This window comes from Pinisolibacter sp. DMC19, from assembly GCF_056313985.1.
Genome location: NZ_JBQUZF010000001.1, coordinates 638470 through 657791 on the forward strand (window position 1 = coordinate 638470; position 19322 = coordinate 657791).

A 19322-nucleotide genomic window follows, 5' to 3' on the forward strand; every position below is an offset into this window, starting at 1 on the left:
TCTGGACGGGGACGACCGGATTACGCGACGTCGTTCAGCTTTCGTCGAGGGGACAGAATACACCTTCCATCAGTCGAATTTCATGCTAACTTGGCGCCCCAAACAGCGTTTCACGTCGATTTGTTTCAGGTGACAAGGGATGGCGGAAAAGATTCTCCTCGATCCGCATGACGTGCGCATCCTGCGCATTCTCCAGCGCGATGCCTCTCTGGCCATCGCCGACGTCGCCAAGGAAGCCGGCATGAGCCAGACGCCGTGCTGGCGTCGCATCAAGCGGATGAAGGACTCCGGCATCATCAAGCAGATCGCCGCGCTGGTCGACCGCGAGGCGGTGGGGCTCGAATTCGTCGTCTATGCCTTCGTCAAACTCGGCGTGCCGTCGAACGACAACATGACCGAGTTCGACCGCATGATGCGTCTGTGGCCCGAGGTCATCACCTGCGAGCGCGTGACGGGCGCCGTCGACTATCTGATCAAGGTGGTCGCCGAGGACATGAAGGCCTACGACAGCTTCCTGCGCTCGAAGCTCCTCGACAACAATCTCGTCACCGACGTCCAGTCCCACATCGTGGTGGCGACGGTGAAGGACACCCCGGCCCTGCCGCTGCGCGAGACCTGACGTCGAGCGCGTAGCCCGTGACAGGGCGAGCCTCGTGCGAAGGCCCTTCATCCTGAGGTGCGAGCGAAGCGAGCCTCGAAGGGTGAAGCCGAACAGAGAGCTGGCCAGACTTCCGTCACGCCCCGCCGCCCGGCCCCGATCCCGAACCCGTCGTGTCCCAGGGCTTGCGCCCCTGCATCCGGTCGAGCGTCTCGCGCAGCTCGTCGACCGGATCGCGCTCGTTCGGCGCCCGGCCCGATTCGCGGATCGGCCCGCTCTCGTCTTCCACCGGCTCCGGATCGTTGCGCCGCGCCATGCCGAAGATGCCGATGGCGATCATCGCCCCGCCGAAGAGATAGACCGGCCATTCGATCTTCACGCCGTCGATCATGCCGCGTTCGACCGCCTGGGCGAAGGTGACGACGACGATGCCGACGAAGGCGAAGACGATCGGCAGCGGCCGGCGGCCGCCCTCGCGGCGCGCGGCGAGCCGGACCCGACCCCGCGTCTCCCTCATCGCTGACCTCCGAAGCGCTCCGCCCGGAAGGGCGTCAGGTCGACCAGCGTCGGCTCGCCGACGATGCTCTCGGCGATCAGCCGGCCGGAGATCGGCCCCAGCGTGAAGCCGAGATGACCGTGGCCGAAGTCGAGCCACATGTCCGGCACGCCCGGCGCCGGGCCGATGATCGGCAGCCCGTCCGGCAGCGCCGGCCGCCGTCCGAGCCAGGGCTCCGGATCGAGTTCGGCGCCGAGCGGGAAGAGTTCGCGGGCGATCGGCTTCAACTGTTCGAGCTGGCGCGGCGTCGGATCGGCATCGCGGTGGGCGATCTCGACGCCGGTCGTCAGGCGGTAGCCCTTGGCCATCGGCGTCAGGCAGTAACCCATCTCGACGTCGACGATCGGCCGCGCCAGCCGCGCGCCGCGCTCGGCGGCGAAATGCATGTGGTAGCCACGCTTCACCGCGAAGGGGAACGACAGGTCGAAGCGATCGAGCAGGTCGTTCGACCACGGCCCCAGCGCCACCACCACCGTCGGCGCCGAGACCTCGCCGGTCTCGGTCGTCACGAACCAACGCTCGTCGATCCGCCGGAGCGAGCGCGCATCGCCGCGCGCGAAGGTGCCGCCGAGCGCCTCGAACCGGTCGCCGTAGGCCTTGGTGACGGCCTCCGGCCAGGCGACCGTCTGGGTCTCCGGCCAGAACACGCCGGCATGGAGAATGCGCGCGAGATCGGGCTCGAAGGCGTGCAGCGCGTCGCGGTCGAGCAGGCGGTGCTCGATGCCGAAGCGATCGGCGATCTCGTGCAGGTCGCTCTCGCCGGCGAGGCCCTTGGGCGTCCGATAGACCCGCAGCCAGCCGGTCTCGCGGAACTGGTCGGAGACGTTCGCCGCCGCCGCCAGCCGTCGATGCTCGACGATGGCGAAGCGCGACAGCGCGTCGGTGGCGCGGGCGAAAGCCTCGATGCCGGCCTTGTCGGAGGCCTCGAACAGTTTCCACAGCCAGGGCGCGATCTTCGGCAGGAAGCCGACGTGATAGTTCGCCTCCGGCGCGAGGTTCAGCGCGTAGCGGAACAGCCGCACGATGTCGCGCGGGATGCCGACCGGCACCAGACCCTCGCGCTCGATCACGCCGGCATTGCCGAAACTCGTCTCCTCGCCGATGCCGCGCCGATCGACCAGCGCCACACGACGCCCCTTCTCGGTCAGTTGCAGCGCGGCGGAGGTACCCACCATGCCCGCGCCCAGAACGATCACGTCGTGTGTCATCGCCATCCTCGTCGATGCGCCGCCGTTGCGGCCGGTCGCGCCGGCTCCCGACCGAGCCGCGCGCGACTCGTTTGATAGCGCATTTCGCCCGCCCGCGTTGAGCGTCGGCGCGGGGTCTGCTAAGTGGCGAGCCTGAATTTCGTCAATGCCGCGCGAGCCCGCGCGACCCTGTCCTCACGAGGTGCTCCGATGATCCCGCGCTATTCGCGTCCCGAGATGGTCTCCGTCTGGGAGCCGCAGTCCCGCTTCCGCATCTGGTTCGAGATCGAGGCGCACGCGACCGACGCGCTCGCCGAGCTCGGCGTGGTGCCGAAGGAGGCCGCCGCCGAGATCTGGGCCAAGGCCAAGGACGCCACCTTCGACGTCGCCCGCATCGACGAGATCGAGGCCGTCACCAAGCACGACGTCATCGCCTTCCTGACGCATCTGGCCGAGATCGTCGGCCCCTCGGCGCGCTTCGTCCATCAGGGCATGACCTCGTCGGACGTGCTCGACACCTGCCTCGCCGTCCAGCTCGCCCGCGCGACCGACATCCTGATCGCCGGCGTCGACCGCGTGCTGGCCGCGCTGAAGACCCGCGCCATCGAGCACAAGCACACGCCCACCATCGGCCGCAGCCACGGCATCCACGCCGAGCCGGTGACCTTCGGCCTGAAGCTCGCCGAAGCCTATGTCGAGTTCGAGCGCAACCGCGCCCGCCTCGTCGCGGCGCGTGCCGAGATCGCCACCTGCGCCATCTCCGGCGCCGTCGGCACCTTCGCCAACATCGATCCGCGCGTCGAAGCCCATGTCGCCGACAAGATGGGCCTGACCTTCGAGCCGGTCTCGACCCAGGTCATCCCGCGCGACCGCCATGCGATGTATTTCGCCACCCTCGGCGTCGTCGCCTCGTCGATCGAGCGCGTCGCGATCGAGATCCGCCACCTCCAGCGCACCGAAGTGCTCGAGGCCGAGGAGTATTTCTCCCCCGGCCAGAAGGGCTCCTCGGCGATGCCGCACAAGCGCAACCCGGTCTTGACCGAGAACCTGACCGGTCTCGCCCGCATGGTGCGCGCCTATTCGATCCCGGCGATGGAGAACGTGGCGCTCTGGCACGAGCGCGACATCTCGCACTCCTCGGTCGAGCGCATGATCGGCCCCGACGCCACCATCACCCTCGACTTCGCGCTGAACCGGCTCGCCGGCGTCATCGAGAAGCTGGTCGTCTATCCCGAGCGCATGGCGCAGAACATGAACCGCCTCGGCGGCCTCGTGCATTCCCAGCGCATCCTCTTGGCGCTGACCCAGGCCGGCGTCTCCCGCGAGGACGCCTATCGCCTCGTCCAGCGCAACGCGATGAAGGTGTGGGACAGCTATCAGCGGACCGGTCAGGCGACCGTCGACTTCCTCGCCGAGCTTCTGGCCGACGAAGAGGTGCGCAAGGCGCTGAGCGAAGAGCAGATCCGCGAGCGCTTCGACCTCGGCTACCACATGAAGCACGTCGACACGATCTTCGCCCGCATCTTCGGCTGATCACGGCCCCGATCCCGCGAAACGACAGAGCCCCGTCGGAGCGATCCGGCGGGGCTCTGTCGTCCGAGGCAGCAGTGTGGCCCTTGGCGCCCCCCGAGGATAAATCACGTTTTGTTCTCATCGGCCGAAACAGTCGTATCCTCGATGGCGACACCATCGAGGACATGACCCGTGAACCTGCATCGCTCCGATCTCTACCGCATCCATTTCGATCGCTATCTGAGGTTCGGAACGCCGATCGTCTTGCCCATCGAGCGCAAGGACGAGCACACGACCGACCGCTATGTCTGGCGCTCCCGCCACGACGAGAAAGTTCGCCCGTCCCATCGCGCCAACGATGGCCGAGTCTTCTCTTGGGATAGCCCACCCGAGACCGGGCATCCCGGCCAAGAGCCGAACTGCCGCTGCGAGGCCATCCCCTATCGCCCCGGCGAAACGGAGTTCGCGTACCACACGTTCACGTCCGACCTCGCATCGTCTCATGAGCGCTGGGACGACAGCGATTTCGTCTGGCACTTCTTCACGGGTGGTGGACGCACGGTCACATTGAGTGAGATCGGACATCTCCTCGACATCGCAGAAGTCTACGCCTACGAGACGGGTACCGAAGGCGCCTTCCGTCGACTGTCGGATCAGATTGCCGAAAAGGCACGAAATTCGTCTTCAGGGAGCGTGCATGTCGATTTCGGCAGGGCCTACGACTTCGGCGACGTGGCGTTCTCCCACGGGTATTCGAGTGTCTACGGAGCTTTCGAAGGAACGGTCGTACAGCGAGGAGACATGCTCTCGATCGAAGGAGAGTCCGAGTTCCATTTCAGAGACGTCTTCACCGATCCGCTGGATCTGCGGCAGTTTTCTGCTTGGCTCAAGGCGAATCCGTTGTCTTTTTGGCGGCTGGTAGACTTGATACAAGTTGCTTACGCCGTATCGGGAGTGGCACCACTACCCCCCGGCTTTTTCGAGAAGGTCGATGTCGAGGACGTATCCAGCATCTTCCGCTTCATTTCCGAGGTCGGCGGCACGCGCTATGAAATCTTCGAAGACTGGACAGCCTCGTTTCGAGCCGATGTTTTTAGAGATCCGGAATCGAGCGACTACAAGTCGGGAAACCATAGATGAAATCGGCACCCCCGTCCGATCCTGAACCAAAATGGATGCGTAAAACTCGGATCACGCTCGGGGTCCTCGCGGCCTTCTGCGTCATATATCCCACGATCATCGTTCTCATCCCTTTTGATCAATACTATATGTTTCCCAAGGGTGCAGTCCTCGTTCGTGTCTTCGACTGGAAGAAATGGTCTCGCATCGATCTGCTTCGGTCCTGGGACGGCGAACTCTTGGTCCGCGATGTCGATGACGTTTGTTTCGATCGAAAAGCCATCGAAGGAACCACCGTGAGGTCGGGCAGCTTCGTCTGGCTGGGCGGAGACGCTCAACCGACCCGGGGCGACGACAAAGCTTACAAGGACGTGCTGCGCGAGAGCGGATTGAACGGGGGCGATGGGAGATGCCTGGGATACTTCGGGAGCTACCTCGGCGCGGAACTTCTCTTGAGATACCCTGAATTCGATTGGCAGCGGGCGAAGCCCGACCAGAAGCCTCGTTCGGGCGCCTGGTGAGGAACCGAGGTCGCCGACCATGCCGAAGCCCCTGAGCACGATGATCCTGCGCGGCCTGCGCTGGTTCGGGCTCGGGCTCGCCGGCCTCGTCCTCCTCGTCGTCGCGGTCCTGATGCTCAACTGGACCGTCGGTCTCCTGACCTTCGCGACCATGACCGTCGAACTGCCGAACGGCGCGGTCGTCGCCCGCGCCTTCGACTGGAGACTCCATCCCCGCGCCGATCTCTGGGCCTCCCGCGACGGCCCCCTGCTCGTCCGTGACATCGACATGATCTGCTGGGACGAGACGACGATCGAAGGCTTCTCCGACTCGATCAGACGCCCCGACTGGACCGCCTATGGCGTCGGTTCCTTCCTTTGGACCAAGGGGGAAGAGAAAGCCTTGACCTCGGAAAGTCCGGATTACATGCCGCGCGTACGAGCCTCGAGTCTGTTGCGGAATTCACCGGGTTGCTTCGGCCTGTCCGGTGGCTACGTCGGCGGAGAACTGATCCTCCGTCATCCCGACCGGATCTCGTCGCCCCTGGGAGCGAAGCCGCGCAGCGAAGACGCCCGTCGGTGAGGGCTCGCTCCGGCGGGGCTCTTCTTTGTCACGCCTCGCGCGCGGCGGCCGCCATCGCCTCGATGCCGGCCTTCACGTAGGCGGCGTCGTGGCCGACCGTGACGAGGTGGAAGCCGCGCCGTGCCATTTCGCCCGCCCGCGCGCCCGAGCCGCCGAAGATGCCGGCGATCTTGCCCGTGCGCGCCGCGGCCGCGACGATCCGCGCCAGGGGCTCGTCGAGCAGCGCCGCCTCGGGGTCGAGCAGCCCGCCGTCGGTCAGCGCGATGCAGAGATCGTTCGGCCCGACGAAGACGCCGTCGATGCCGTCGACCGCCAGGATCTCGTCGAGGGCGGCGAGCCCCTCGCGCGTCTCGATCATCGCCAGCACCACCGAGAAGCCGTCGGCGCGGGCGAAATAGTCCGGCCCCGCGGCGATGCCGGCGAGCGCCATCGCCCGTCCCGGCCCCCAGGAGCGGCGGCCGCGCGGCGGAAACTTGGTGAACTCGACCAGCCGGCGCGCGTCGGCGGCCGAGTTGATCATCGGCGCGATCACGCCGGCCGCGCCGCAGTCGAGCGCGCGGGCGAGCGAGGCGAAGTCCTCGACCGGCGCGCGCACGATCGCCGGACATCCGGCCGCCGCCGCGGCGCCGACGAGGCCCGGCACCGCGTCGATGCCGAAGAGCCCGTGCTGCATGTCGAAGACCACCGCCTCGAGGCCGGAGCGGGCGACGATCTCGGCGAAGAGCGGGTCGGCGAAGCTCACCCAGCCGGCGAGGAGCGGCCGGCCTTCCGCGAGACGATCGGCGAGACGGAAGGCGGGAGCGAGCGGTTGGACCGAAGAAGTGGACGGCATCGGAGCCTCCGAAAGAGAAACGGCGCGCGTACCTTAAGGCACACGCGCCGCATCTCGAAACCCGTCGGGCGAGGATCAGGCCTTCTTGATCTGCTCGATCGCCACCGGCATCAGCTCGTCCATCGTGCGGCGGATCTGGTGCTCCGACTGCTCGATGCCGGCCGCTGCGAAGTCGGCGAGGACCTTGGCGATCACGTCCTGATCGCCGGCCTCCTGAAGATCGGCGATCACCACGGACTTGGCGTATTCCTCGGCCTTGTCGCCGGAGAGGCCCAGCTTTTCGGCGACCCACAGGCCCAGGAGCTTGTTGCGCCGCGCGGCAGCCTTGAACTGAAGCTCCTCGTCGTGGGCGAACTTCTTCTCGAAGGCATCTTCACGCTTGTCGAAGGTCGTCATGTCTTCGATTCTCCTGGAAATTTCCCCCTGGATCCCATATAGGGAGCCTGAACGGCAGAATGAATAGCGGCCGGCTCTGTTCCGATCAACGCGACGTTCGTCCGATGGACGTAGGCGCGACGACCCGAACGGGCCGGCATCGTTCGTCATGCCACGTTGAGATCAGGCGACGTTTCGGCTAGGGTGCCCGCGACCAGCGCGCGGGTGCAGGAAGCGTCGGCTTCTTCCATCCCGCGCGTCGTTCTTCGTGCGGTTCCCGCATCTTGCGATGCGTGTTCCCGGAACGAACGCCGCCTCCCCTTCGGGCACCCGTCCGCAGGGGGCAAGAGTCGTCGCCCGCGTGTCGCGTATCGGGCGCCGGCTTCCAAGGAGGCCTTCGGCCCAATGGATTTTCTCTCGAAGTCACGGTACGTACCCATGAATCGTCGGCGTCGCATCTACGAAGGCAAGGCCAAGATCCTCTATGAAGGCCCGGAGCCGGGAACGCTCATCCAGCACTTCAAGGATGACGCGACCGCCTTCAACGCCAAGAAACATGCCGTCATCGACGGCAAGGGCGTGCTGAACAACCGGATCTCGGAGTTCGTGTTCAACCAGTTGAACGCACTCGGCGTGCCGACCCACTTCATCAAGCGACTCAACATGCGCGAGCAGTTGATCCGCGAAGTGGAGATCGTTCCGCTCGAGGTGGTGGTACGCAACGTCGCCGCCGGCTCGCTGTCGACCCGCCTCGGCATCCCCGAGGGCACGCAGCTGCCGCGCTCGATCATCGAGTTCTATTACAAGAACGACGAGCTCAACGACCCGATGGTGTCGGAAGAGCACATCACCGCCTTCGGCTGGGCGTCCCCGCAGGACATCGACGACATCATGGCGCTCGCCATCCGTGTCAACGACTTCCTCTCGGGCCTCTTCCTCGGCGTCGGCATCCGTCTCGTCGACTTCAAGATCGAGTTCGGCCGGCTCTGGGAAGGCGACATGATGCGCATCGTGCTCGCCGACGAGATCTCGCCCGACAGCTGCCGTCTGTGGGACCAGTCGACCGGCGACAAGCTCGACAAGGATCGCTTCCGTCGCGACCTCGGCGGCATGCTCGAGGCCTATCAGGAAGTCGCCCGTCGTCTCGGCATCCTCAACGACAACAACGGCCCGGCTCCCGCCGCGCCGACCGTCGTCGAGTGATCGACCCGAGCGATCGGACACACGAATTCACGCGGCCGCCCCTCGGGGCGGCCGTCGTCGTTTCGGGTGACGGCATGGCTGCGCCGCGCCGGCCGCGCCGTTGGAAAACGCCGCTTTCCCTTGCCCCCCGCGCCCTCGCGTGCTACGCGCGGGGCCATCGGGCGTGACCGTCCCGGACGCCGTCGTCCGGGGCGCGTCCGCCGTTTTCGCCGGACCCGATCCCCGTCAAAGCCGAGGTTGCCCCCATGAAAGCCCGCGTCACCGTCACCCTGAAGAACGGCGTTCTCGATCCGCAGGGCAAGGCCATCCAGGGCGCTCTGAAGAGCCTCGGCTTCGACGGCGTCGACGACGTCCGCCAGGGCAAGCTGATCGAGCTCGAGCTCGCCACCGCCGACCGCGCCAAGGCGCAGGCCGAGCTGACCGACATGTGCGAGAAGCTCCTCGCCAACACCGTCATCGAGAACTACCGGATCGAACTGATCTGAGGCCTCGCCTCTCGTTCGCCCTTCCCGTCTCTCGCGAGGGCCGCCCCCGGCCCGCAAGGATGAGCCCATGAAGTCCGCCGTTCTCGTCTTCCCCGGCATCAACCGCGAAAACGATCTCGCCCGCGCCTTCCACGAAGTGTCCGGCGTCAAGTCGCACATGGTCTGGCACACCGAGACCGAACTGCCGGACGTCGACGTGGTCGCCATCCCCGGCGGCTTCTCCTACGGCGACTATCTGCGCTGCGGCGCCATCGCCGCCCGCTCGCCGATCATCGAGGCGGTCCGCCGCCACGCCGCCCGCGGCGGCTACGTGCTCGGCATCTGCAACGGCTTCCAGATCGTCACCGAGATCGGCCTTCTGCCCGGCGCGCTGATGCGCAACGCCTCGCTGAAGTTCATCTGCAAGGAGATCAACCTGCGCGTCGACAACGCGAAGACCGCCTTCACCTCGGCCTACACCGATCGTCAGGTGATCCGCTGCCCGATCGCCCACGGCGAGGGCAACTACTTCGCCGACGCCGAGACGCTGGCGCGCCTCGAGGGCGAGGGCCGCGTGGTGTTCCGCTACTGCGACGCCGAGGGCGCGCTGACGCCGGAAGCCAACGTCAACGGCTCGATCAATTCGATCGCCGGCATCACCGACGAGCACGGCCGCGTCCTCGGCATGATGCCGCACCCGGAGAACCTGATCGAAGCGCTGCAGGGCGGCATCGACGGCCGCGGCCTGTTCGAGAGCCTCGCCAAGGTCGCCTGATCGAAGCGCAATGCGCCGGGCGCGGCCCGGCTCTCCCTCTCCCCCGCCGGCTGAGGGACGGTGCCCGCCGCAAGGCCGAGGCGACGAAGGAACGACACGATGCTGAAGAACGACATCGCCATCACCCCCCAGCTCGTCAAGGACCACGGCCTGAAACCGGACGAGTACCAGCGCATCCTCGACCTGATCGGTCGTGAGCCGACGCTGACCGAGCTCGGCATCTTCTCGGCCATGTGGAACGAGCACTGTTCCTACAAGTCCTCGAAGAAGTGGCTGAAGCAGCTGCCGACCAAGGGCGAGCGCGTCCTCATCGGCCCCGGCGAGAACGCCGGCGTGGTCGACATCGGCGACGGTCAGGCCGTGGTCTTCAAGATGGAGAGCCACAACCACCCCTCCTACATCGAGCCCTATCAGGGCGCGACGACGGGTGTCGGCGGCATCCTGCGCGACGTCTTCACCATGGGTGCGCGGCCGATCGCCGCGATGAACTCGCTGAGCTTCGGTGAGCCGTCCCATCCCAAGACCCACCACATCGTCTCCGGCGTCGTCGCCGGCGTCGGTGGCTACGGCAACTCCTTCGGCGTGCCGACGGTGGGTGGCGAGGTCCGCTTCCACAAGAGCTACAACGGCAACTGCCTGGTCAACGCCTTCGCCGCGGGCCTGCTCGATGCCGACAAGATCTTCCTGTCGGAAGCCAAGGGCGTCGGCATGCCGGTCGTCTATCTCGGCTCCAAGACCGGCCGCGACGGCATGGGCGGCGCCACCATGGCGTCGGCCGAATTCGACGAGAACTCGGCCGAGAAGCGCCCGACCGTCCAGGTCGGCGACCCCTTCGCCGAGAAGCTGCTGCTCGAGGCCTCGCTGGAGCTGATGGCCTCCGGCGCCGTCATCGCCATCCAGGACATGGGCGCGGCCGGCCTCACCTGCTCCGCCGTCGAGATGGGCGCCAAGGGCAACCTCGGCCTGACCCTGAACCTCGACAAGGTGCCGACCCGCGAACCCGGCATGACCGCCTACGAGATGATGCTGTCGGAGAGCCAGGAGCGCATGCTCATGGTCCTCCATCCGCACCTCGAGGAGAAGGCCGAGGCCATCTTCCGCAAGTGGGGTCTCGACTTCGCCATCGTCGGCTACACCACCGACACGCTGCGCTTCGTCGTCGAGCACCACGGCGAGGTCATGGCCGACCTGCCGATCAAGGATCTCGGCGATCAGGCCCCCGAATACGATCGTCCATGGGTCGCCCCGACGCCGCTGCCGGTGCTCGCCACCGCCGCCGTGCCGGCGCCCGCCGACTACGCCAAGGCGCTGCTCGATCTGATCGGCTCGCCCAACCTGTCGTCGCGCCGCTGGGTCTGGGAACAGTACGACCATCTGATCCAGGGCAACACCGTGCAGCGCCCGGGTGGCGACGCCGCGGTCGTCCGCGTCGAGCGCCCGAACGGCGGCACGGCCAAGGGCCTCGGCTTCACCTCCGACGTCACGCCGCGCTACGTCCAGGCCGACCCCTTCGAGGGCGGCAAGCAGGCCGTCGCCGAGACCTGGCGCAACCTCTCCGCCGTCGGCGCCCGTGGCATCGCCATCACCGACAACCTGAACTTCGGCAACCCCGAGCGTCCCGAGATCATGGGCCAGCTCGTCTTCGCCCTGAAGGGCATCGGCGAGGCCTGCATCGCGCTCGACATGCCGATCGTCTCCGGCAACGTCTCGCTCTACAACGAGACCAACGGCGAGGCGATCCAGCCGACCCCGACCATCGGTGCCGTCGGCCTGATGGACGACGTCACCAGGACCGTCGGCCTCGGCTTCGCCGAGAACCGCGACGTGATCCTGCTGATCGGCGAGACCACCGGCTGGCTCGGCCAGTCGGCCTATCTCGCCGAACTCCACGGCCGCGAGGAAGGCGCCCCGCCGCCGGTCGATCTCGCCACCGAGAAGAAGCACGGCGACTTCGTCCGCGAAGCCGTGATCGCCGGCCGTCTGACGGCCGCCCACGACCTCTCCGACGGCGGTCTGCTGATCGCGCTCGCCGAGATGGCCATGGCCGGTAAGAAGGGTGCCCGCATCCTGCTGCCGGAGACCGACGTCGCCCTCCATGCCTTCCTCTTCGGCGAGGATCAGGCCCGCTACGTCGTCACCGCCTCGGCCGAGGAAGCCGCCAAGCTGATCGTCGATGCGGCCGCGGCCGGCGTGGCGATCACGGCGATCGGCGAGGTCGGTGGAAACGAGCTCGTCGTCCCCGGCCACTTGACGGTTTCGGTGGACGCCCTACGTCAGCGGCACGAATCTTGGATGCCGAACTACATGAGCGCCGCCTGATCGGATCTCGGTTCGGCATGTGGTGTTTGCGTCGCGAAGCCGACAATCCGTCGGCCTCGCGCGAAAGGGAGAACGACGCGCATGGCGATGACCGCTCAGGAAATCGAGAAGTTGATCAAGGACGCCTTCCCGGCTGCTCAGGTGACCATCACCGACCTCGCCGGCGACGGCGATCACTGGGCGGCGGAAGTCGTGAGCCCGGAGTTCGCCGGCAAGTCGCGCGTCCAGCAGCACCAGCTGGTCAATGCGGCGCTGAAGGAGGCGCTGGCCGGTCCGCTGCACGCCTTGTCCTTGACCACCCGCGCGCCGGCGTGATCCCATTCGAGTTCGGTTCCACCCCCGGCCCTTGAAGCCGGCGAAGAGAAGGAAGCCCCGATGTCCGACGTCAAGACCGCCATCGATGCCGAAGTGAAGTCCAACGACGTGCTGCTCTTCATGAAGGGCACCCCGAAGATGCCGATGTGCGGCTTCTCCGGTCAGGTCGTGCAGATCCTCACCCACCTCGGCGTGCCCTTCAAGGGCGTCAACATCCTCGAGTCCGACGAGCTGCGTCAGGGCGTGAAGGACTATTCCAACTGGCCGACCTTCCCGCAGCTCTACGTCAAGGGCGAGTTCGTCGGCGGCGCCGACATCACCCGCGAAATGTTCCAGGCCGGCGAGCTGCAGACGCTGCTCAAGGAAAAGGGCCTGATCGCCGCCTGATCGGCGTCGCTCGATCCATCCTTTCGGCGGCCGGGGAGCGATCCCCGGCCGTCGTCGTTTCCGGCCGTGGAACCGCCTTCGTGGTTTTCCTCGCGTTAACGGCCTACCGTTATCTCTACGGCAAACCACCGGAAGAAGAGGCGGATCGATCCATGGCGGCGAGCGACGGGGCTCGGCAGGAACGGCTGACGATCGCGGTCGTCGTGCTGGCGTCGGCGATCTCACTGCTGCCCTTCTGGCTGGTCGCCGCCATCCCGGGGCTCGATCATCCCGCCCATTACGCGCGGATGCAGATCCTGACAGACGCGCTGGCCGGCAGGCTCGCCTCGCCCTTCTGGCGGGTCGACTTCCATCTCGTGCCCAATCTGGCGATCGACCTCGCGGTGCCGCCGCTGGCGCTCCTCCTCGGCGTCGACCTCGCCTTCCGCATCGTGATCTCGGTCATCGCGCTGCTGCCGGTCGTCGGCGCGGTCCTGCTCCAACGCGCACTCTTCGGCCGGGTGACCGCGACGATCGTCCTCGCCACCGCCGCCGTCTTCAACTGGCCGCTGGTGCTGGGCTTCTACAACGCCGCCGCCGGTGCCGGCCTCCTGCTCGTCGCCCTCGCCGTCTGGATCGCCATGGCCGACCGCCGCGGCCGTCGCCTCCTCGCCATGACGGCGATGACGAGCCTCGTCTGGCTCTGCCACGGCCTGCCCTTCCTGCTGCTCGGCCTGGCGATCGGCCTCTACGAACTGTCGTACGCCGTGCGAACCCGCGATCTCGCGCCGAAGCGGCTCGCCGCCCGCGCGCTGGAGATCGCCCTGCCCTTCCTGCCCGGGCTCGTCGGTCTCGCTCTCGCCTATCGCGTGCCGGCCTCGGCACCGCTCGACTTCATGCCGATCGGCCGGCGGCTCGGCTTCATCTTGGGCGCGGCGGACGACGGGACCTTCGCCGCCTCACCGATCGTGCTCCTGCCGCTCGTCGTCACCCTCGCGCTCGTCGCCGCCATGGCGCTCCGCCTGATGCCGCGCGTCGTCGTCCCCCACCCGAACGCCGGTTGGATCGCCGCGGGCTTCCTTGTCCTCGCTCTGATCGCACCGCTCAGCGTCGGCAACGGCGCCTTCGTTCCGCTGCGGGTGTCGGCGATCTTCTGGTTCTGCTGCGCCGGCGTGTTCCGCTTCGTCGGCTCCCCGCGCCTCGCCGGAGCGGTGCTGGCGCTCGGCCTCGCGATCGCCGCCGGACAGGCGTGGCAGGTCACCGGCAACTGGCGCGCCGACCAGGCCGATCTCGCGGTCGTCCGCAGGACGGTCGCCGGCGTCGTGCCGCACGGCGCGCGCATCCTGCCGGTCCAGTCGAGCGAGGGCGCCACCGCGCTGCGCCGCTCGCACTGGGTCGACTATGCGGTCACCGACATCGGCGCCTTCACGCCGACCTTCTTCGCCCTACCGGGCCTGCAGATCGTCCGCCGCACCCCGGCCGTCGAGGCGATCGGCGCCGCCTTCACCCACGAGGACGGCCCGGCCGATGCGGACTGGTTGATACGGGCGGACGACGCCTTCGACCGGCTGGCGCCCGAACTGCGTCGCTCGCGCCCGTGGCTCGCCGGCTGGTCTTGCCACTTCGACGTTGTCGTCCACCTGCGTGACGACGAGCCGAGCCTACCGGCCGATCCGCGGCTGGAAAGGCTCTCGTCGACACCCGGTCTCGACATCTGGCGCATACTGCCCGCCGCCCACTGCCCCGCGCGCGGCTGAGGCAGAACCACCCGGCAGATCAGTCCTGGTGCGATTCGCCCGAACAGCCGCAGCCGGGTCCGTGGCTGCTCAGCCCGTGATCATGCCCGTGATCGTGATCGTGATCGTGGCCCGCGTGGTCGTGCCCTCGGGCCGCGACGGTCTCGCCAGCTTCGGCGCGGCACTGGGCGCACAGGCCGCGAATCTCGATCGTCCGGCCCTCGACGGCGAATCCCGAGCGCGCCGCCTGCGCCGCGACGATCGCGTCGATGCCTTCCGCCGACCATTCCTCCACCCGCTTGCACGCGGTGCAGACGGCGAAGACCGTGCCCTTGGCATGGTCGCGGCCGCAGCAGGCGAAATAGGCGTTGAGGCCCTCGAGGCGATGGATTCGCCCGGCCTTCTCGAGGCGATCGAGCGCGCGATAGACCACCGGCGGCGACTGGATGCCGCGCGGCCGCAGCCGATCGAGCAGCTGATAGGCGCTCATCGGCGTCTCCGCCGCCGTGAGGGCCTCCATCACCGCATCGTCCGTCGCCGCGCCGGTCCGCGCCATCTCGTCGCTCCTTCGATCCTGCCGACCTCGTCAGACTAGGCCATTCCGGCCTCCGCGTCAGCGTCACACGCGCGAAGCGGCCCCTCGGATGCAAGATCCGTCCCCCACACACGGACTTGCGGAAAATTTTCGGCGAATCGCGCCTATCGAGGCAAGGACTCGCTGCCCTGACGTTATTTTGGGCGACATTTTTGGTTGTCACTCCGCCGAAAGGATGACATCCTGATTTCATCCGAAGAACGTTCGGTTCCCTGAGCGGTTCATCGGAGTGTTCCCGCCCTTTCCCCTCGACCCACGAATCGCCCGATCTCGGTCATCGGTTCGTCACGAAGGGGGTCTATCGAGGGCTCGTCAGTCACTCGAACGCAATGCCTCGCCCAAGGGCGGGGAGATTCTTTCGGAAGGAGTTGTCGCGAGCGCGTCGGGACACGAGTTTCCCGACCGGCGAAAAAGGAGGTTCCCATGGGACGGAGTGCGATGAACACCTCTGCCACCTTTGAGACCATCGACCGGCGTGATTGGACCGATCCCTGCATCGAGCCGACGCTGAACGAAATCCTCGCCGATCCGATGATGGAGCTCGTATTCCGTTCCGACAAACTGCGTCGCGAGAACGTCGAGTCCTTCCTGCGCCATCAGGCCGGCCGGCTGGCCGCCGAGCGTCCCTGGACCGCTCCCTGCCGCTGCGCCTGATCGATCGACCGACCCGGTTTTCCTGAATTGAGACGCCCGCGCGAGCCCTCTCGCGCGGGCGTTTCCGCATGTCCGGCCGCCGCCGCGCCACGCGGTCGCACGGCCCACCCCGAAAAGCGAAAGGCCGCCGGATCGCTCCGGCGGCCTTCGAATGTCTGCGGTCGAACCGATCAGCGCGAATAGAATTCGACGACCAGGTTCGGCTCCATCTGGACCGGATACGGCACGTCGGACAGGCCCGGGATACGGACGAACTTGGCGACGAACTTGTTGTGGTCCACCTCGATGTACTCCGGCACGTCGCGCTCGCCCGACTGGGCGGCCTCGAGCACCAGGGCCAGCTGCTTGGAGGCGTCCTTCACCTCGACCACGTCGCCGACCTTGAGACGGAACGACGCGATGTTGACGCGGCGACCGTTCACCTTCACGTGGCCGTGGTTGATGAACTGGCGGGCGGCGAACACGGTCGGGACGAACTTGGCGCGATAGACCACGGCGTCGAGACGACGCTCGAGCAGGCCGATCAGGTTCTCCGAGGTGTCACCCTTGAGGCGCATGGCCTCCTGATAGGTGCGCTTGAACGCCTTCTCGGAGATGTTGCCGTAGTAGCCCTTGAGCTTCTGCTTGGCCTTCAGCTGCTGGCCGAAGTCCGAGAGCTTGCCCTTGCGGCGCTGGCCGTGCTGGCCCGGGCCGTACTCGCGCTTGGCGACCGGGGACTTGCCACGGCCCCAGATGTTTTCGCCCATGCGGCGATCGATCTTGTACTTCGCGGAATGACGCTTGGACATCGCGGTCTCACGTTTGTTGGCGCGGAAGGGAAGCCCGACCGCTGTTTCTGTGTGAGCGCGCCCTCCTCTGCCCCCTCTCGAGGGCCGACAGGTTCCACGTCCGAGCGTTTCGGCGGGATCCACGGGAGCACGTGAAATGACTTCGCGGACCTTTCGGCCCGCGAAGTTGGCTGTCGTTTAGATCCTCGGGCGCCGAATGTCAAACCCGTGACGGGGAAACCGCCCGAATTCAGCGATTCTGCGACACCATCGCGAAGAGCGCGCCCTGCGGATCGATCATCTGCACGATCCACGCCCCGCCGGGCACTTCCATCGGCCCGTGGACGGTGCGCGCGCCCTCCGCCTTCGCCCGATCCTCGGCCGCGCCGAGCGCCTCGACCGAGACATAGAACAGCCAGAACGGCACCGGCATCTCGGCCATCTTCGTCATCATGCCGCCGGCCTGACGATCGCCGATCTTGAAGATGCGATAGACGCCGAGATCACCCATCGGCATGTCGGTGTCCTTCGCCCAGCCGTACTGATCGGCATAGAAGGCGAAGGCTTTCTCCATGTCGCCGGCGAGAAGCTCGTGCCAGCCGATCGTGCCGGACGTCCCTTCGGGCAGGCGCGGCTGTTGCGGCGGCGGGTTCGACGGCGCGAAGAGGACGTAGGCCGCCCCGGTCGGGTCGGCGACGACGGCGAGACGGCCGACGTCGGGAATGTCCATCGCCGGCCGCCGCACGCCGCCACCCGCCGCGACGAGGCTCGCCACCGCCGCGTCGACGTCGGCGACGCCGACATATCCGGTCCAGCAGGTCGGCACGCCCGCCGCCTTCAATTCGGGCGTCAGCGCCATCATGCCGCCGATCGCCCGATCGCCGGCCGAGAGGATCGTATAGGCATGCCCCGGCATGCCGCTGTCGCAGGCCTTCCAGCCCACCACCTTCGCATAGAAGGCGGCGGCGGCCTCGAGGTCCTCGGCGAGGTATTCGTACCAGACGAAGTCCGCATTCATGGTCATGGCTTCCCTCCTACGGTCGGAACCGTCCGACCAAAAAGCATGGCGACGTAGCGTTTCAGATGACGCAGGTTCTCGACCGCCGAGGCCGCCCCGCCGCCCGCCTTGGCGACGATGAAGGCGCCCTGGATGACGGCCTGCGTGTGCAGCGCCAGGCTCTCGGCCGTCCAGTCGGCCTCCGGAGCGTAGGCGGCGCGGGCCTCGGCGATGTCGGCGACGAGGCTTCCGGCATGGCCGTAGATCGATCGGCCGCAGGCCTCCGCCACCGCCGGTCGCGTCACGAAGGTCTCCTGCACCATGGTTCCGGCGAGGCAGGAGAACGGCAATTCGCCCCCCTCCACCAGCGCGATCCGGAGATCGAGATAGGCGAGGATCCGGTCGACCGGATCGGCGTGGGCGTGGAACTCGGCCGTCTCGAAGAAGCCGCCGATCATCGCCGACCAATGGTCGGCCGCGGCGATCGCCAGCGCTTCCTTGCTGTCGAAATGGTGGAAGAACGCGCCCTTCGACACGCCCGCCGCGGCACAGACGTCCTCGACCCGCGTCGCCTCGAAGCCCTTGGTGCGGATCACCGTGAGCGCGGCATCGAGGATCTTGGTGCGTCCGTCGGGTTTCATCGTGGGTCCTCGATGCGGATGTGAGTGGCGCTGAGCGCGTATTCTTCGGCCGAACGCCGAGTGATCCGGTATCCGGGTCCGGGCCAGTTCCTGCTCCCCAAAGGTCCCCAGGAACACCTACCCTCGACTGCTTTCCCCGTCTCACGCCGCCTTTCACGCAACATACCGACTAGTCGGTATGTTGCCAAGTCGATTCTCGTCACGGGGGAGCGGAAGGACCGAGAGACCGGAAATCGGGAACGCTTGGGCGCGAGGAGGCCGCGAGACGCTGCAGCATGGGAAGGCCGGGGGATGCTACGGCGCGTGGAGCCGAAGGACGCCGCGGCGTGCGGAGCCGGAGGCCGTCACGGGGTACGAAGCCCCCCGCCCTTCACACCTTCAGCCCGAACCCCGCGACGAAGGCCGCCAGCGCCGGGGCCGGCGCCCTGCCAGAGGTGAAGATCGCCCGTCCGCCGCCCGCCCCGGTCGTCGTCGCCGGGCCGATCAGCTGCACGACCCGCCGGGCGATCGCCGGTGCCGGGTCGATCCATGTCACGTCCCACGGCGCCAGCCGGCGGAAATGGTCGATCAGGAAGGGATAGTGCGTGCAGGCGAGCACGACGTGGTCGGTCTGCCGCCCCTTCTTCTTCCTGAAGCACGGGCGGATCTCGGCGGCGACGTCGGCGTCCGCGATCGCGCCGCCCGCCATGAAGGTCTCGGCGAGGCGCGCGAGACGCGTCGAGCCGACCAGCGTCACGTCGACGTGGCTGGCGTAGGTGTCGACGAGGGCATGGGTATAGTCGCGCTTGACCGTGCCCGGGGTCGCCAAGACCGAGACGAGGCCAGTCTTCGTCGCCGCCGCCGCCGGCTTCACCGCCGGCACCGTGCCGACGAAGGTCGCGGGACAAGCATTGCGCAGATGCGGCAGCACCAGCGTCGAGGCGGTGTTGCAGGCGACGACGAAGAGATCGGGCGCATGGGTCTCGACGAGGCCGCGGGCGAGATCGACGATCCGCGTGGTGAGCGCCGCCTCCTCCCAGTCGCCATAGGGAAAGCCGGCGTCGTCGGCGACATAGATCAGCTCGGCGTCCGGTCGCGCCGCGCGGATCTCGCGCAGCACCGACAGGCCGCCCACCCCGCTGTCGAAGACCAGAATGCGGGCGCGCCGCCCCAGGCGGTCGACGCCGCGTTCGTCCGCGTCCATCCGGCGCGCACCGGCGATCTCGCCGTCGTTCATCGACGTCCCCTC

Annotated in this window: 22 protein-coding genes; 13 read left to right on the forward strand and 9 right to left on the reverse strand. The window is 67.3% G+C overall.

The annotated features are described in order from the left end of the window. Positions 1 to 139 precede the first annotated feature (139 nt). Positions 140 to 619, forward strand: a complete 480-nt coding sequence (locus ACT53U_RS02855; RefSeq protein ID WP_476152570.1) for an Lrp/AsnC family transcriptional regulator — start codon at positions 140 to 142, stop codon at positions 617 to 619. A 115-nt stretch (positions 620 to 734) separates the two neighbouring features. Here ACT53U_RS02855 and ACT53U_RS02860 read toward each other — a convergent pair whose 3' ends face one another. After that, entirely contained in the window at positions 735 to 1115 is a 381-nt protein-coding gene (locus tag ACT53U_RS02860) for a hypothetical protein (RefSeq protein ID WP_476152571.1), read from the reverse strand. Then, the gene (locus tag ACT53U_RS02865) at positions 1112 to 2362 is read right to left on the reverse strand and encodes an NAD(P)/FAD-dependent oxidoreductase (RefSeq protein WP_476152573.1); all 1251 of its coding nucleotides are present in this window, start codon (positions 2360 to 2362) and stop codon (positions 1112 to 1114) included. Before ACT53U_RS02865 ends, ACT53U_RS02860 begins: the two co-directional genes overlap by 4 nt. A 189-nt stretch (positions 2363 to 2551) precedes the next feature. On the opposite strand from ACT53U_RS02865, the gene purB reads away from it, so the two are divergent. The 4 genes from purB to ACT53U_RS02885 all read left to right on the forward strand — a co-directional run bounded on the left by purB (position 2552) and on the right by ACT53U_RS02885 (position 6055). Continuing rightward, complete coding sequence (gene purB, locus ACT53U_RS02870; protein WP_476152575.1) at positions 2552 to 3874, forward strand: adenylosuccinate lyase; 1323 nt, start codon at positions 2552 to 2554, stop codon at positions 3872 to 3874. A gap of 171 nt (positions 3875 to 4045) precedes the next feature. Beyond that, positions 4046 to 4993 carry a minor capsid protein gene (locus ACT53U_RS02875; protein ID WP_476152576.1) on the forward strand — a complete coding sequence of 316 codons (948 nt, stop codon included), beginning with the start codon at positions 4046 to 4048 and terminating at the stop codon, positions 4991 to 4993. Further along, positions 4990 to 5493, forward strand: a complete 504-nt coding sequence (locus ACT53U_RS02880; RefSeq protein ID WP_476152578.1) for a hypothetical protein — start codon at positions 4990 to 4992, stop codon at positions 5491 to 5493. The genes ACT53U_RS02875 and ACT53U_RS02880 overlap by 4 nt, the downstream gene beginning before the upstream one ends. A gap of 19 nt (positions 5494 to 5512) precedes the next feature. Continuing rightward, on the forward strand, positions 5513 to 6055 hold the full coding sequence (locus ACT53U_RS02885) for a hypothetical protein (protein WP_476152580.1): 543 nt from the start codon (positions 5513 to 5515) through the stop codon (positions 6053 to 6055). A gap of 28 nt (positions 6056 to 6083) precedes the next feature. On the opposite strand, the gene ACT53U_RS02890 is transcribed toward ACT53U_RS02885, so the two are convergent. Together ACT53U_RS02890 and ACT53U_RS02895 are read right to left on the reverse strand one after the other, a co-directional pair. Further along, a complete protein-coding gene (locus ACT53U_RS02890; RefSeq protein ID WP_476152582.1) occupies positions 6084 to 6887 on the reverse strand; it encodes an HpcH/HpaI aldolase family protein in 804 nt (267 codons plus the stop codon). Between the two features lie 75 nt (positions 6888 to 6962). Beyond that, positions 6963 to 7283 carry a DUF1476 domain-containing protein gene (locus ACT53U_RS02895; protein ID WP_476152584.1) on the reverse strand — a complete coding sequence of 107 codons (321 nt, stop codon included), beginning with the start codon at positions 7281 to 7283 and terminating at the stop codon, positions 6963 to 6965. Between the two features lie 384 nt (positions 7284 to 7667). Between ACT53U_RS02895 and purC the strand changes: the two genes are divergently transcribed. The 7 genes from purC to ACT53U_RS02930 all read left to right on the forward strand — a co-directional run bounded on the left by purC (position 7668) and on the right by ACT53U_RS02930 (position 14461). Then, positions 7668 to 8465, forward strand: coding sequence for a phosphoribosylaminoimidazolesuccinocarboxamide synthase (gene purC, locus ACT53U_RS02900; RefSeq protein ID WP_476138742.1), 798 nt, complete (start codon positions 7668 to 7670; stop codon positions 8463 to 8465). A gap of 245 nt (positions 8466 to 8710) precedes the next feature. After that, positions 8711 to 8950 (forward strand): phosphoribosylformylglycinamidine synthase subunit PurS, encoded by a 240-nt coding sequence (purS, locus tag ACT53U_RS02905; RefSeq protein ID WP_476152585.1) that lies wholly within the window; start codon positions 8711 to 8713, stop codon positions 8948 to 8950. Positions 8951 to 9017: 67 nt separating this feature from the next. Further along, positions 9018 to 9704 carry a phosphoribosylformylglycinamidine synthase subunit PurQ gene (purQ, locus tag ACT53U_RS02910; protein WP_476152586.1) on the forward strand — a complete coding sequence of 229 codons (687 nt, stop codon included), beginning with the start codon at positions 9018 to 9020 and terminating at the stop codon, positions 9702 to 9704. Positions 9705 to 9803: 99 nt separating this feature from the next. Continuing rightward, positions 9804 to 12023, forward strand: a complete 2220-nt coding sequence (gene purL, locus ACT53U_RS02915) for a phosphoribosylformylglycinamidine synthase subunit PurL (protein WP_476152587.1) — start codon at positions 9804 to 9806, stop codon at positions 12021 to 12023. Between the two features lie 81 nt (positions 12024 to 12104). Then, positions 12105 to 12338 (forward strand): BolA family protein, encoded by a 234-nt coding sequence (locus tag ACT53U_RS02920; protein ID WP_476138750.1) that lies wholly within the window; start codon positions 12105 to 12107, stop codon positions 12336 to 12338. A gap of 60 nt (positions 12339 to 12398) precedes the next feature. Continuing rightward, the gene (gene grxD / locus ACT53U_RS02925; RefSeq protein WP_476138752.1) at positions 12399 to 12725 is read left to right on the forward strand and encodes a Grx4 family monothiol glutaredoxin; all 327 of its coding nucleotides are present in this window, start codon (positions 12399 to 12401) and stop codon (positions 12723 to 12725) included. Between the two features lie 152 nt (positions 12726 to 12877). Further along, positions 12878 to 14461, forward strand: coding sequence for a hypothetical protein (locus tag ACT53U_RS02930; RefSeq protein WP_476152589.1), 1584 nt, complete (start codon positions 12878 to 12880; stop codon positions 14459 to 14461). 19 nt (positions 14462 to 14480) lie between these two features. Here ACT53U_RS02930 and ACT53U_RS02935 read toward each other — a convergent pair whose 3' ends face one another. After that, positions 14481 to 14996, reverse strand: a complete 516-nt coding sequence (locus ACT53U_RS02935; RefSeq protein WP_476152590.1) for a Fur family transcriptional regulator — start codon at positions 14994 to 14996, stop codon at positions 14481 to 14483. Between the two features lie 477 nt (positions 14997 to 15473). Between ACT53U_RS02935 and ACT53U_RS02940 the strand changes: the two genes are divergently transcribed. After that, the gene (locus ACT53U_RS02940) at positions 15474 to 15689 is read left to right on the forward strand and encodes a hypothetical protein (RefSeq protein ID WP_476152592.1); all 216 of its coding nucleotides are present in this window, start codon (positions 15474 to 15476) and stop codon (positions 15687 to 15689) included. A 170-nt stretch (positions 15690 to 15859) separates the two neighbouring features. On the opposite strand, the gene rpsD is transcribed toward ACT53U_RS02940, so the two are convergent. The 4 genes from rpsD to murI all read right to left on the reverse strand — a co-directional run bounded on the left by rpsD (position 15860) and on the right by murI (position 19310). Next, the gene (gene rpsD / locus ACT53U_RS02945; protein ID WP_476152594.1) at positions 15860 to 16477 is read right to left on the reverse strand and encodes a 30S ribosomal protein S4; all 618 of its coding nucleotides are present in this window, start codon (positions 16475 to 16477) and stop codon (positions 15860 to 15862) included. Between the two features lie 229 nt (positions 16478 to 16706). Beyond that, positions 16707 to 17474 (reverse strand): VOC family protein, encoded by a 768-nt coding sequence (locus ACT53U_RS02950; RefSeq protein WP_476153051.1) that lies wholly within the window; start codon positions 17472 to 17474, stop codon positions 16707 to 16709. A 2-nt stretch (positions 17475 to 17476) separates the two neighbouring features. Next, the gene (locus ACT53U_RS02955; RefSeq protein WP_476152596.1) at positions 17477 to 18094 is read right to left on the reverse strand and encodes a TetR/AcrR family transcriptional regulator; all 618 of its coding nucleotides are present in this window, start codon (positions 18092 to 18094) and stop codon (positions 17477 to 17479) included. Positions 18095 to 18464: 370 nt separating this feature from the next. Further along, a complete protein-coding gene (murI, locus tag ACT53U_RS02960) occupies positions 18465 to 19310 on the reverse strand; it encodes a glutamate racemase (protein ID WP_476152597.1) in 846 nt (281 codons plus the stop codon). Positions 19311 to 19322: the final 12 nt, after the last annotated feature.